At 63.9% G+C, this 13,464-nt stretch carries 14 protein-coding genes and 1 pseudogene; 13 read left to right on the top strand and 2 right to left on the bottom strand.

What is annotated here, in order from left to right; genetic code table 11:
• Nucleotides 1–9: 9 nt before the first annotated feature.
• Nucleotides 10–807, top strand: a complete 798-nt coding sequence (gene pcaH / locus ONR75_RS19395) for a protocatechuate 3,4-dioxygenase subunit beta (protein ID WP_265078697.1) — start codon at nt 10–12, stop codon at nt 805–807.
• 3 nt (nt 808–810) lie between these two features.
• Nucleotides 811–1,437, top strand: coding sequence for a protocatechuate 3,4-dioxygenase subunit alpha (gene pcaG / locus ONR75_RS19390; RefSeq protein ID WP_265078696.1), 627 nt, complete (start codon nt 811–813; stop codon nt 1,435–1,437).
• Nucleotides 1,438–1,502: 65 nt separating this feature from the next.
• Here pcaG and ONR75_RS19385 read toward each other — a convergent pair whose 3' ends face one another.
• A complete protein-coding gene (locus ONR75_RS19385; RefSeq protein WP_265078695.1) occupies nt 1,503–1,748 on the bottom strand; it encodes a DUF6894 family protein in 246 nt (81 codons plus the stop codon).
• Nucleotides 1,749–1,923: 175 nt separating this feature from the next.
• Nucleotides 1,924–2,535, bottom strand: a complete 612-nt coding sequence (locus ONR75_RS19380) for a LysE family translocator (RefSeq protein WP_265083732.1) — start codon at nt 2,533–2,535, stop codon at nt 1,924–1,926.
• A 121-nt stretch (nt 2,536–2,656) separates the two neighbouring features.
• Here ONR75_RS19380 and ONR75_RS19375 point away from each other — a divergent pair, with 121 nt between their 5' ends.
• The 11 genes and pseudogenes from ONR75_RS19375 (at nt 2,657) to ONR75_RS19325 (ending at nt 13,393) form a co-directional block, all read left to right on the top strand.
• The gene (locus ONR75_RS19375) at nt 2,657–3,331 is read left to right on the top strand and encodes an HAD family hydrolase (protein ID WP_265078694.1); all 675 of its coding nucleotides are present in this window, start codon (nt 2,657–2,659) and stop codon (nt 3,329–3,331) included.
• 197 nt (nt 3,332–3,528) lie between these two features.
• Nucleotides 3,529–4,086 (top strand): NADPH-dependent FMN reductase, encoded by a 558-nt coding sequence (locus ONR75_RS19370; RefSeq protein WP_265078693.1) that lies wholly within the window; start codon nt 3,529–3,531, stop codon nt 4,084–4,086.
• A 67-nt stretch (nt 4,087–4,153) separates the two neighbouring features.
• Complete coding sequence (locus ONR75_RS19365; protein ID WP_265078692.1) at nt 4,154–4,471, top strand: FtsB family cell division protein; 318 nt, start codon at nt 4,154–4,156, stop codon at nt 4,469–4,471.
• A gap of 245 nt (nt 4,472–4,716) precedes the next feature.
• Complete coding sequence (gene pdhA / locus ONR75_RS19360) at nt 4,717–5,748, top strand: pyruvate dehydrogenase (acetyl-transferring) E1 component subunit alpha (protein ID WP_265078691.1); 1,032 nt, start codon at nt 4,717–4,719, stop codon at nt 5,746–5,748.
• A gap of 35 nt (nt 5,749–5,783) precedes the next feature.
• Nucleotides 5,784–7,202, top strand: a complete 1,419-nt coding sequence (locus ONR75_RS19355) for a pyruvate dehydrogenase complex E1 component subunit beta (RefSeq protein WP_265078690.1) — start codon at nt 5,784–5,786, stop codon at nt 7,200–7,202.
• 3 nt (nt 7,203–7,205) lie between these two features.
• Nucleotides 7,206–7,511 carry a DUF5076 domain-containing protein gene (locus ONR75_RS19350; RefSeq protein WP_265078689.1) on the top strand — a complete coding sequence of 102 codons (306 nt, stop codon included), beginning with the start codon at nt 7,206–7,208 and terminating at the stop codon, nt 7,509–7,511.
• Between the two features lie 2 nt (nt 7,512–7,513).
• The gene (locus tag ONR75_RS19345) at nt 7,514–8,887 is read left to right on the top strand and encodes a pyruvate dehydrogenase complex dihydrolipoamide acetyltransferase (RefSeq protein WP_265078688.1); all 1,374 of its coding nucleotides are present in this window, start codon (nt 7,514–7,516) and stop codon (nt 8,885–8,887) included.
• 19 nt (nt 8,888–8,906) lie between these two features.
• Nucleotides 8,907–9,155, top strand: a complete 249-nt coding sequence (locus tag ONR75_RS19340) for a hypothetical protein (protein WP_265078687.1) — start codon at nt 8,907–8,909, stop codon at nt 9,153–9,155.
• Nucleotides 9,148–10,566, top strand: coding sequence for a dihydrolipoyl dehydrogenase (lpdA, locus tag ONR75_RS19335; protein ID WP_265078686.1), 1,419 nt, complete (start codon nt 9,148–9,150; stop codon nt 10,564–10,566). Before ONR75_RS19340 ends, lpdA begins: the two co-directional genes overlap by 8 nt.
• Nucleotides 10,567–10,855: 289 nt before the next feature.
• A pseudogene (gene ilvD, locus ONR75_RS19330) lies at nt 10,856–12,588 on the top strand (dihydroxy-acid dehydratase).
• The gene (locus ONR75_RS19325) at nt 12,575–13,393 is read left to right on the top strand and encodes a tetratricopeptide repeat protein (protein WP_265078685.1); all 819 of its coding nucleotides are present in this window, start codon (nt 12,575–12,577) and stop codon (nt 13,391–13,393) included. The pseudogene ilvD and the gene ONR75_RS19325 overlap by 14 nt, the downstream one beginning before the upstream one ends.
• Nucleotides 13,394–13,464: the final 71 nt, after the last annotated feature.

Below are 13,464 nucleotides of genomic sequence, written 5' to 3'. Positions count from 1 at the left end.
AGGCCACCCATGAACATCCATAGCGGACGGATCGACGCGCCCGCCGACGCCGGCAGCAACCGGGTCGAATCCTTTGCATCGCCACTGCGCGCCAGTGGTTTTCTGGCGCGCGACCGCTCGGTGCATCCGCCGGCCCACGCGCCCGGCTACAAGTCCTCGGTGCTGCGCTCGCCGCGCAATGCGCTGCTGTCGCTGGAGACGTCGCTGTCGGAATTCACCGGTCCGGTGTTCGGTCACAACGATCTCGGCCCGCTCGACAACGACCTGATCCGCAACTACGCCAAGTCAGGCGAGCCGATCGGCGAACGCATCGTGGTGCACGGCCGGGTGCTCGACGAGAACGGACGCGGCGTGCCCAACACGCTGGTGGAATTCTGGCAGGCCAATGCCGGTGGCCGTTACCGCCACAAGAAGGACACCTATCTCGCGCCGGTCGATCCGAATTTCGGCGGCTGCGGCAGGGCCCTCACTGACGACAGCGGCTATTATTATTTCCGCACCATCAAGCCCGGCCCCTATCCCTGGCGCAATTACGTCAACAGCTGGCGCCCGGCGCATATCCACTTCTCGGTATTCGGCTCGGGCTTTGCGCAGCGCCTGATCACCCAGATGTATTTCGAGGGCGATCCGCTGATCAAGATCTGCCCGATTCTCACCACGGTGCCGGACCAGGACGCGCTCGACCGCCTGGTGGCACCTCTCGACCTCAACGCCAGCGCGCCGTTCGATCTGCTGGCCTACCGCTTCGATATCGTGCTGCGCGGCCAGCGCTCGACGTTCTTCGAAAACCGCCCGGAAGGAAACTGAGCCATGGTGCAGGCATTGCCCTATCTCAAGGAAACCGCATCGCAGACCGCTGGGCCCTACGTGCATATCGGGCTCATCCCCGACATGGCCGGCTTCGAGATCTTCGAGAAAAACTTCGGTGCGGTGCTGGCCGGGCCGAACACAGCAGGCGAGCACATCACCCTGGAAGGGACGGTGTTCGACGGCACCGGTACGCCGCTGCGCGACGTGCTGCTGGAAATCTGGCAGGCCAACGCAGCCGGCCGCTACAACCATCCGGCCGACCAGGGCACGGGTCCGCTGGATGCCGAGTTTCGCGGCTGGGGCCGTGGCGGCTCGGACTTCTCCACCGGTCTGATCCGCTTCGAGACCGTCAAGCCCGGTGCCGTCACCGAGCGCAACGGCCAGGTCGACGCCCCGCACATCAACGTGTGGATCGTCGCCCGCGGCATCAACATCGGCCTCAATACGAGGATCTATTTTTCCGACGAGGAGGAGGCCAACGCCGCCGATCCGGTGCTGAACCTGATCGAGCAGCCGGTGCGGCGTTCCACCTTGATCGCGCAACGCAGCGAGCGCGACGGCAAGGCGGTCTACAGCTTCAACATCCACCTGCAGGGGCCGAACGAGACGGTGTTCTTCGACGTCTGACGAGTCTTGCTCATGACAGCCGTCTGGCCGGGGATCAGCTTCGGCCAGACGGCGACAGACGTATGTCAGCCGTTCTTACTTTCGCTTATATCGACAACATCCGGATAGACCGGCTCGCGATGGATTTCAGCGCCAACCTCATTGATGACTGAAACGTGGAGGTTCGGGTCCCCCGGTGGGTCCGCTTCGCTCAGTTTCAGGGCGATCTCCCTGCTGTGCGCGATGGCGGCATCCGAGGTGATGAACTCAAGTCCCAGCCTGTCGCGGACTGCGACGCCATCCTTTAAGTCGAAAAAATAGGTACGTTTCACGTGATGATGCCACTGCTAAAAGTCAGGTCAATGAATCGGTGACACCCGCCACCGGAGGCTAATCCAGCTACGATCTTCATCAATCGGGACGGTCCGCATTGTGCTAGGTCAATTTCAGGGTCTTCCGATCCGTCTCTGACCGGGGCAAACGATGGGACACGGGGCGCCAGCTCTGTCACTGCTCCGCCAGCGCCAGCCTGGCGCCGAGCGCGGCGAAGGCGCCGGCAAAGCTGCGGCGCATCCAGGTCAGCACGCGCGGACGCGAGATGACATGGTCGCGGATCCCGGCTGCGAACAGGCCGTAGATCGCGAACACGACGAACGTCATCAGCATGAACACCGCGCTGAGCGTCAGCATCTCCGCCAGCGGATGCGCTTCGTCGGCGCGCACGAACTGCGGCAGGAAAGCCAGGAAGAAGATCGACAGTTTCGGATTGAGGATGTTGATCAGGATCGCGTTTACGGTGACCTGCAGTGCCGAACGTGCGTCGACCTTGTCGTCCACCTTCAGCGCGCCGTGCTCCTGCAGCGTATTCCACGCCATGTACAGCAGGTAGGCGACGCCGAGATACTTGAAGACCTGAAACGCCAGGGCACTGGCGTGCAGCAGCGCCGCCAGTCCCAAAATGGCTGCTGCCATGTGCGGGACGATGCCCAGCGTGCAGCCGAACGCCGCGACCACGCTGGCGCGCGAGCCGCGCGAAAAGCCGGCGGCCAGGGTGTACAGAGCGCCGGTGCCGGGTGAGGCGATCACGATCAGCGAGGTGATCAGGAATTCGATGGTCATGGCCGGGCCCTGGATTGCGATGTCCGGCAAGCATGGCTTGGCGCCGCGGGCCATGCAACCAGGATCGGGGGTGACGCCTGACGGTAAAATGGCGTAGATGCCGGGCTTGGAGGATCGTTTCATGATAAAGCCGACCGGCAGGGCGCTGCTGTTCGATATCGACGGCACGCTGACGGATACCGATGCACTGCATCTCGACGCGTTCAACCAGGTATTCGGGCCTTACGGCCATAGCTTCGATCGCGCCCGGTTCGGTCGTGAGGTGCAGGGATTTTCCACGGCATCGATCCAGCAGAGGTTTCTCGCCGACGAGTCGCCGGAGCAACAACTCGCCGTCATGGAGCGCAAGGAAGCCGTGTTCCGCGACCTCGCGGCGGCGGAGATCCGGCCGTTGCCCGGTCTGATGGCACTCCTCGACGTCGCCGACCGGGCCGGCGTGCCGATGGCGGCCGTGACCAACGCGCCGCGCCTCAATGCCGAGATGATGCTGGCCGGCCTGGGCATCGCCGACCGTTTCGCGGTGCTGGTGATCGGCGACGAACTGGCGCATGGCAAGCCGCATCCGTTGCCCTACCTGGAGGGCCTCCGTGCCCTCGGCGCGGACCCGAAGGCCTCGGTAGCGTTCGAGGATTCCCGTGCCGGCGTGCAGGCGGCCTCGGCCGCCGGCATCGCCACCGTCGGCATCCGGACCAGTGTCGGCCATGACGATCTGCTCGCGGCGGGGGCCGCGACGACGGCCAATTCCTTCGATACGCCGGAACTGGTCGGCTGGCTCGCAGAACGGATGCAGTGGTAGCGACAACGGCGGCTCCGGCCCGAAGCCGCCGTTGTTTCGTTGTGATGACGAAGATGTGTTTGCAGAGGTCTGGCAGCAGCCACAGATTGACGGTTTTGCGACCGCGGCGCTGAATGCATGCACTTGCATCTTTCGGCGAAGGGGGTAGGTGAAGGCGGTTGGAATCTTCGCCGACATCTCACTTTAGAGGACTTCTCATGAGCACTCCGTACAGCGTTGCCGTCATCGTCGGCAGCCTTCGCAAGCAATCGTTTTCGCTGAAGATCGCCAAGGCTTTCGCCAGGCTGGCGCCGGCGACGCTGAAGCTGAACATCGTGACGCTGGAAGGGCTGTCGTTCTTCAACCAGGACCTCGAGGCGGCTCCGCCGGCCGACTGGGTCAAGTTTCGCGAGACCATCCAGGCCTCGGACGCCGTGCTGTTCGTGAGCCCAGAGTATAACCGCGGCACGTCCGGCGTTCTGAAGAACGCCATCGACGTTGCCTCGCGGCCTTACGGCAAGAGCGCGTTCCTCGGCAAGCCGACCGGCATCGTCGGCAACTCGCCGAGCCCGCAGGGCGGCGTCTCCGCGGCGCTGGACCTGAAGCGGATCCTGCCCGGGATCACCGGTCCGATCCTGCAGCAGCCGGAAATCTACCTCAACCACATCGGCGACGCGTTCGACGACAACGGCGAGATCGTCAAGGACGGCCTGCAGCCGGTCATGCAGGCCTATATCGACGCTTTCGCGGCATGGGTCGCGCAGATCAAGAAATAGGCGGCTGATTCGCGGCGACGGCCTGGTTTTTAGCAGTCCCTTAACCAGGTCGTCGCATGTTTCCGCCATGGTCAAGCATACCCGACTCAAATCGCTTCTCACCGGGCTCGCGCTCTATGCGCTGGCGGCGATGCTGATCGGCTATTTCGGCGTCAACGCCTACACGGGCAAATACGGCCTCAATGCCCGCCAGGAGCTCGATCAGGAAATCGTGGCGCTGACCTCGGAACTGGTGCGCCTGAAAAAGGAGCGCGCCGAGGGCGAACAGCGGGTGTCGCTGCTGCGCTCCAGCGGTGTCGATCCCGACATGCTCGACGAGCGGGTGCGCTACCAACTCGACTACGCTCACCCGCGCGACCTGGTCAAAGTGATCAAGCCGAACTGATTTTCAATCTCGAGTCGGAGCGCGGCGCGGCATTCCCGGTTCGCCGCGCAACGTCTGCAGGACCTGCCCTCGGCTCGGTGCGTGGTTGCCATTCCGCAAATTACAAAACACGCTTCATTCAATCGCGAATGTTGCTCTTCGCTGCAGTGCGACATGACTTGCCGATACTCCGCGACAGGCAGTCCCTTTCATGCCGCTGGTAGTTGGAGTAGAGAGGGCCATTCACTCTCGTATCCGGAATTCTCATGGCCGCACCGAAAAAGAGCGTCGCGCAAACGGCACAGGCAACCAGCAATGGCGCAAGCCATCCTGCGCCGCCTGACTTCAACCGGGAGCAGGAGCTGCGCGCGCTGCGCGACATGTTGCTGATCCGGCGTTTCGAGGAAAAGGCCGGCCAGTTGTACGGCATGGGCGCGATCGGCGGCTTCTGCCACCTCTACATCGGCCAGGAAGCCATCGTGGTCGGCATGCAGATGGCGCTGAAGCAGGGCGATCAGGTGATCACCGGCTATCGCGACCACGGCCACATGCTGGCCTGCGGCATGGAAGCCAAGGGCGTCATGGCCGAGCTGACCGGACGCCGGGGCGGCTATTCCAAGGGCAAGGGCGGCTCCATGCACATGTTCAGCAAGGAGAAGAACTTTTTCGGCGGTCACGGCATCGTCGGCGCCCAGGTGTCGCTCGGCACCGGCCTGGCCTTCGCCAACCGTTACCGCGGCAATGACCTCGTGAGCCTGGCCTATTTCGGCGACGGCGCGTCGAACCAGGGCCAGGTCTATGAGAGCTTCAACATGGCCGAGCTGTGGAAGCTGCCGGTGGTCTACATCATCGAGAACAACCGCTATGCCATGGGGACCTCGGTGACCCGTTCCTCCGCGCAGACCGACTTCTCCAAGCGCGGCATCTCCTTCAACATTCCGGGCGAGCAGGTCGACGGCATGGACGTCCGCGCGGTGAAAGCCGCCGGCGACAAGGCCGTGGCATGGTGCCGCGCCGGCAAGGGTCCGTTCATCCTGGAGATGCAGACCTATCGCTACCGCGGCCATTCCATGTCGGATCCGGCCAAGTACCGCACCCGTGAAGAGGTGGACAAGGTTCGCCACGATTCCGATCCCATCGAGCAGGTCCGCAACCGGCTGCTCGCCGCCAAGATGACCGAGCAGGACCTGAAGGCGATCGACGCAGAGGTTCGCGACATCGTCAACGAAGCCGCGGATTTCGCCCAGCACGATCCCGAGCCGGATGCGTCCGAGCTTTACACTGACATCTACCGCTAAGCGCGCGCAGCCCTGAAGATCGATCCGGAGTTCCTATGCCCATTCAAGTGCTGATGCCCGCGCTGTCCCCGACCATGGAGAAGGGCAACCTCTCCAAATGGCTGAAGAAGGAAGGCGACGCGATCAAGTCCGGCGATGTCATCGCCGAGATCGAGACCGACAAGGCGACCATGGAAGTCGAGGCCACCGATGAGGGCACCCTCGGCAAGATCCTGGTCGCGGAAGGCACCCAAGACGTCGCGGTGAACACGCCGATTGCGACCATTCTGGCCGACGGCGAAGATGCCTCGGCGGCTGCCGAGGCATCCAAGGAAGCCAAGGCCGCGGCCGAGCCCGCCGCGCAGATGAAGGCGGATCAGTCCGCGCCGCCGGCGGCCGACACCAAACCGGCGCCTGCCCCGCAGGGCGACACCGCCGCGGTGGCGCCGAAGGCCACGGTCGAGTCCGATCCGGAAATTCCGGAAGGCACCGAGATGGTCACCATGACCATCCGCGAAGCGTTGCGCGACGCGATGGCCGAAGAGATGCGCCGCGATGAAGACGTTTTCATCATGGGCGAGGAAGTCGCGGAGTATCAGGGCGCCTACAAGGTGACCCAGGGCCTGCTGCAGGAATTCGGCGCCCGCCGCGTCATCGACACCCCGATTACCGAGCACGGCTTTGCCGGCGTCGGCGTCGGCGCGGCGATGGCCGGCCTGAAGCCGATCGTCGAGTTCATGACCTTCAACTTCGCCATGCAGGCGATCGACCAGATCATCAACTCCGCTGCCAAGACGCTCTATATGTCCGGCGGCCAGATGACCGCCCAGCTCGTGTTCCGCGGACCCAACGGTGCCGCTGCCCGGGTCGGCGCGCAGCACAGCCAGGACTACTCGGCCTGGTACTCGCAGATCCCCGGCCTCAAGGTGGTCGCGCCGCATTCCGCCGCCGACTACAAGGGCCTGCTCAAGGCCGCGATCCGCGATCCCAACCCGGTGATCTTCCTCGAAAACGAAATGCTGTACGGCCACACCGGCGAAGTGCCGAAGCTCGATGAATACATCGTGCCGATCGGCAAGGCGAAGATCGCCCGCAAGGGCAAGGACGTTACCCTGATCTCGTGGTCCAACGGCATGAACTACGCGCTCAAGGCCGCCGAGGAACTGGCCAAGGAAGGCATCGACGCCGAAGTCATCGACCTGCGCACCCTACGTCCGATGGATACCGACACCATCGTCGAGTCCGTGAAGAAGACCGGCCGCGCGGTGACGGTGGAGGAGGGCTGGGCGCAGTCCGGCGTCGGTGCCGAAATCGCCGCCCGGATCATGGAACACGCCTTCGACTATCTTGACGCGCCGGTCGGCCGGGTGTCGGGCAAGGATGTGCCGATGCCCTATGCCGCCAATCTCGAGAAGCTGGCGCTGCCGTCCGTGGCCGACGTCGTCGCGGCTGCCAAAGCCGTTTGCTATCGGTGACGCATGGCGGGGCCTAAGGAGCAACCGCTGCCGCCAGACGTCGTGGGCCGCGATGACGCCGTCGAAGTGTTGCGTGCGTTTGTGGTCGACGGCGGCCTGTCGATCGCGTTCACCCGCGCCTTCGAGGAGCCCGACATGTGGGGCATGTTGCTGGTCGACATCGCCCGCCACGCCGCGCGCGCCTACGGGCGCGAGAGCGAGTTTTCCGAGGACGAGGCGCTGAGCCGCATCGTCGATATGTTCGAAGCCGAAATCGCGCGGCCCACTGACGTGGGCACCACGTCGCAGTCGCAACAAGGTGGTCACTGACAATGCCAATCAACATCCTGATGCCCGCGCTGTCGCCGACGATGGAAAAGGGCAACCTTGCCAAGTGGCTCAAGAAAGAGGGCGACAAGGTCAAGTCAGGCGACGTGATCGCCGAGATCGAGACCGATAAGGCGACCATGGAAGTGGAAGCCGTTGATGAGGGCACCATCGCCAAGATTCTGGTGCCGGAAGGCACCCAGGACGTGGCGGTCAACGCCATCATCGCGGTGCTGGCTGCGGACGGTGAAGATGTGAAGGCGGCAGGGGCAGGGGCCTCTGACGCAAAGCCGGCGCCGGCTGCGGCCGAAGCGCCCAGGGAACCGTCAAAGCCTGCTGCCGCGCCTGTGCCTGCGCCGGCCGCGGAGAAGGCGCCGCCGCCCGCCGCGGCCGCACCGGCTCCGGCGAAAGAAGCTGCGCCGGCGAGCAATGGCGCGCGCGTCTTCGCCTCGCCGCTGGCCAAGCGCCTGGCCAAGGAAGCCGGCATCGAACTCGGCCGCATCAACGGCTCCGGTCCGCACGGCCGCGTCATCGCCAAGGATGTCGAAACCGCCAAGTCCGGCGGCGGCCTCAAGGCGGCAGCGGCATCGTCGGCTGGTGCTCCCGCCGGCGCGACGGCGTTGATCGGTGCGCCGGCCATGTCCGATCAGCAGATTCTCGGTCTGTACGAGCAGGGCGATTACCAAAGCGTGCCGCATGACTCGATGCGCCGGACCATCGCGCAACGTCTCACGGCTGCAACCAACTCGATGCCGACCTTCTATCTCACCGTCGACTGTGATCTCGGCAAGCTCTCTTCCGCGCGGGAAGAGATCAACGCTGCGGCCGGCAAGGACAAGGATGGCAAGCCGCTTTACAAGCTGTCGGTCAACGATTTCGTCATCAAGGCAATGGCGGTTGCTCTGCAGAAGATTCCGGAAGCGAACGTATCGTGGACCGAGGCCGCCATGCTTCGCCACAAGCACTCGGACATCGGCGTCGCTGTGGCGTTGCCGTTCGGCCTGATCACGCCGATCATTCGCCAGGCCGAGATCAAGTCGATTTCGGCGATCTCCAACGAGATGAAGGAGCTTGCCGGGCGCGCCCGGGCCAAGAAGCTCAAGCCCAATGAATACCAGGGTGGCGCGTCGTCGGTCTCCAATCTTGGCATGTTCGGCATCAAGGATTTTACCGCGGTGATCAACCCGCCGCAGTCCTCGATCCTGGCGGTCGGCACCGGCGAGGAACGCGCCGTCGTGCGTAACGGCCAGATTGTCGCCGCCACCATGATGAGCGTGACGCTGTCCTGCGACCACCGCGCCATCGACGGCGCGCTCGGCGCGGAATTGATCACCGCCTTCAAGAAGCTGATCGAAAATCCCGTGATGATGGTGGTGTGAGGCTCAGGTCCGGTGGCTCATGAAAGTCAGAACTTCATGGCCCTGGATATCGCTGCTGATCGCCGCCGCGGCGGCGTTGAATCCGGTCGGATACGACATCCTCTACAACGCCTACAATTCCGGTGAGCAACTGGCGCGCAGCCTCGGACAGTTCCTGATCTATTGCGCGCTGGGAATCCTTGCGGCGACGGGATTGATCGAATTCGGAATCCGTCGATTTTTGATTTCAAGACAGCGCCGGTCGGCGCGCGGAGTGCAACATGGCTGATACATCCTTCGACGTCGTCGTCATCGGCTCCGGCCCCGGTGGCTATGTCACCGCGATCCGCGCCGCGCAGCTCGGCTTCAAGACGGCGATCGTCGAGAAGGCCTATCTTGGCGGCATCTGCAACAACTGGGGCTGCATTCCGACCAAGGCGCTGCTGCGCTCGGCGGAGATCTATCACTACATGCAGCACGCCAAGGACTACGGCCTGTCGGCGGACAACGTGTCGTTCGACATCAAGGCGGTGATCGCGCGCTCGCGCGGCGTCGTGAAGCGCCTCAATGGCGGTGTCGAATACCTGATGAACAAGAACAAGGTCTCGATCATCTGGGGCGAGGCGATGCTGGACGCGCCCGGCAAGTTCACGGTGAAGAAGTCGGAAGCCGCTGCGCCGAAGGGCGCGCTGGGACCGGGCGCCTATACTGCCAAGCATATCATCGTCGCCACCGGCGCGCGGCCTCGCGCGCTGCCGGGCCTCGAGCCCGACAAGAAGCTGGTCTGGACCTATTTCGAGGCGATGAACCCGGACAGGATGCCGAAGTCGCTGCTGGTGGTCGGCTCCGGCGCCATCGGCATCGAGTTCGCGTCGTTCTATCGCACCATGGGCGCCGAAGTGACCGTGGTCGAGGTGCTGCCGCAGATCCTGCCGGTCGAGGACGCCGAGATCGCCGCCGTCGCGCGAAAACAGTTCGAGAAGCAGGGCATCAAGATCCTTGCCAATACCAAGGTGACGAAGCTCGACAAGAAGGCCGACAGCGTCGTCGCCACCATCGACGACGGCAAGAAGCCGGTGACCCAGGAATTCGACCGCGTCATTTCCGCGGTCGGCGTAGTCGGCAACATCGAGGGCTTTGGCCTGGAGAAGCTCGGGGTCAAGACCGAGCGTGGCTGCATCGTCATCGACGGCTATGGCAAGACCAACGTGCCGGGCATCTACGCCATCGGCGACGTCGCGGGGCCGCCGATGCTGGCGCACAAGGCCGAGCATGAAGGCGTGATCTGCGTCGAGGCCATCAAGGGAATGCATCCGCATCCGATGGACAAGCTGCTGATCCCCGGCTGCACCTACTGCCAGCCGCAGGTGGCTTCCGTCGGCCTCACCGAGGCCAAGGCCAAGGAGAGCGGTCGCGAGATCCGCGTCGGCCGCTTCCCCTTCGTCGGTAACGGCAAGGCCATCGCCATGGGCGAAGATCAGGGCCTGGCCAAGGTGATCTTCGACAAGAAGACCGGGCAGCTGCTCGGCGCGCATCTGGTCGGCGCGGAGGTCACCGAACTGATCCAGGGGTTTGTGGTGGCCATGAACCTGGAAACCACGGAAGAAGAGCTCTTCCACACCATCTTCCCGCATCCTACCATTTCGGAGACGATGAAGGAGGCGGTCCTCGACGCCTACGGGCGCGTCCTGAATATGTAGAAAACCCGAGCGCGGGTCGCGATGGCAGGCTCCCGAGCCGGCCATCGTCGTTTGGACTGTACCTTAGTCGCATTCCAGAGGGTTGCTGTGCGGCAACGAATGTTGCGCCCAAGCAACAGTTCCCCAACATTTGGCCGGTGCCACCGCCGGCCCTTGCGTGCGCCGCTATTTAGCCACACGCCTCCGTGAAATCATTCTTCGTCAGCTAACGGCCACGGCGCTCGCGAAGACAATGGGAAATCACAAGATTTTCCGGGTTCAGGGAGATGGCCGGGGAAACGGGTTCAAGATGGACGCCAAGACGCCAGCCAGCAACCTCAAGTCGCGCCTGCCCAGCCGTCATGTGACGGAAGGGCCGGAGCGGGCGCCGCATCGCTCCTATCTCTACGCGATGGGGCTGACCACCCAGCAGATCCACCAGCCGTTCGTTGGCGTGGCGTCGTGCTGGAACGAAGCCGCTCCCTGCAATATCTCGCTGATGCGTCAGGCCCAGGCCGTCAAGAAGGGCGTCGCCTCCGCCGGCGGCACGCCGCGCGAATTCTGCACCATCACTGTCACCGACGGCATCGCCATGGGCCATGACGGCATGCGTTCGTCGCTGCCGTCCCGGGAGTGCATCGCCGACTCGGTCGAGCTGACCATGCGGGGCCACGCCTATGACGCGCTGGTCGGGCTCGCCGGCTGCGACAAGTCGCTGCCGGGCATGATGATGGCCATGGTCCGGCTCAACGTGCCCTCGATATTCATCTATGGCGGCTCGATCCTGCCCGGAAATTTCCGTGGCCAGCAGGTCACCGTGCAGGACATGTTCGAGGCGGTCGGCAAGCATTCGGTCGGCGAGATGTCCGACGAGGATCTCGACGAGATCGAGCGCGTGGCCTGTCCGTCGGCCGGCGCCTGCGGCGCCCAGTTCACGGCCAACACCATGGCGACGGTATCGGAAGCGATCGGTCTGGCGCTGCCCTATTCCGCCGGGGCGCCTGCGCCCTATGAGATCCGCGATGCGTTCTGCACCACTGCCGGCGAGAAGGTGATGGAGCTGATCGCGCGCAACATCCGGCCGCGCGACATCGTCACCCGCAAAGCCCTGGAGAATGCTGCTGCCGTCGTTGCCGCGTCCGGCGGCTCGACCAATGCTGCACTGCATCTGCCAGCCATCGCGCACGAGTGCGGTATCAAGTTCGACCTGTTTGACGTGGCGGAAATCTTCAAAAAGACACCCTATGTCGCGGATTTGAAACCGGGTGGCCGTTATGTCGCCAAAGACATGTTTGAAGTTGGCGGCATACCGTTGCTGATGAAGACATTGCTCGATCACGGCTACCTGCACGGCGATTGCCTGACCGTTACCGGCCGTACGATTGCGGAGAATTTGAAGAACGTGAAATGGAATCCCCACCAGGACGTCGTTCGTTCTGCCGACAAGCCGATCACCGTCACCGGTGGCGTTGTCGGACTCAAGGGAATCTGGCTCCGGAGGGCGCGATCGTGAAGGTCGCCGGCATGTCCAACCTGAAATTCACCGGACCTGCGCGCTGCTTCGACCGCGAGGAAGATGCGTTCGAGTCGGTGAAGAGCAAGACCTACAAAGAGGGCGAAGTCCTCGTGATTCGCTATGAGGGGCCGCGCGGCGGTCCCGGCATGCGCGAGATGCTCTCGACCACGGCAGCCCTGACCGGGCAGGGCATGGGCGGCAAGATCGCCCTGATCACTGACGGTCGTTTCTCCGGTGCCACCCGTGGCTTCTGCATCGGCCATGTCGGCCCTGAAGCCGCCATCGGCGGCCCGATCGCTTTGCTCGCAGATGGCGACATCATCGAGATCGACGCAGACAACGGCACACTTAACGTAAAATTGACTGACGCGGAATTGGCCGAGCGCAAGACCAAATGGAAGCCGCGTGCGACAGACCACACGACCGGTGCGCTTTGGAAATATGCCCAGCAGGTTGGACCGGCGGTCGATGGTGCCGTCACCCATCCGGGCGGGGCGCACGAGAAACAGTGTTATGCGGACATCTAGGCGTATCATTCTTGTAGCGTTTGCTTTGGGAGCCGCAGCTGTGGCCGGTCCCGCGTCCGCCTTTGATGGCGCCGCGGTGAACGGCACGGATACGGCGATCCCGGTGGTATCGGCGCAGTCCGGTACCGCCGCCGCCTTGAAGAAGGCGGCCCCCTCGGATAATTCGACCCAGCTGACTGCCCTGCAATATGCCGCCGAAGGCGGTCACCCGATCGCCCAGTGGAAGCTCGGCCGGATGTATGCCGACGGCAACGGCGTGATGCAGGACGACCTGCGCGCCTTCGAATATTTCAGCCGCATCGCCAATGCGCACGCCGAGGATAGCCCGTCGGCGCCGCAGGCGGCGATCGTCGCCAACGCCTTTGTGGCGCTAGGCCGCTACTACCTCGACGGCATTCCGAATTCCAAGGTCAAGGTCGACACCGAGCGGGCGCGCGAGATGTTCTCCTATGCCGCGTCCTATTTCGGCAATGCCGATGCGCAATACGATCTGGCCCGCCTGTACCTCAAGGGCATCGGCGCGCCGCGCGACACCAAGTATGGCGCGCGCTGGCTCGGCCTTGCCGCGCAAAAGGGCCAGCACCAGGCCCAGGCCATGCTCGGCCAGATGCTTTTCAACGGCGAACAACTGCCCAGGCAGGCGGCGCGCGGCCTGATGTGGCTGACGCTGGCGCGCGACAGCGCTGCGCCGGACGAGACCTGGATCAAGGACAGCTACAACAAGGCGATCGCCAAGGCCTCCGAAGACGACCGCGCCATGGCGCTGCAGATGCTCGAGCACTGGGTGCAGGGCCGCAAGGACTGAGGCTGGGGAAAGCGCCTCGGGCTCGGTTGTCGTCACCCGGCTTGACCGGGTGACCCAGTAAACGCCGGCTT

This window comes from Rhodopseudomonas sp. P2A-2r, assembly GCF_026015985.1.
Classification (GTDB): domain Bacteria; phylum Pseudomonadota; class Alphaproteobacteria; order Rhizobiales; family Xanthobacteraceae; genus Tardiphaga.
The sequence above is the reverse complement of the archived record's forward strand: the minus strand, read 5'-3'. Positions and strand labels throughout refer to the sequence as shown.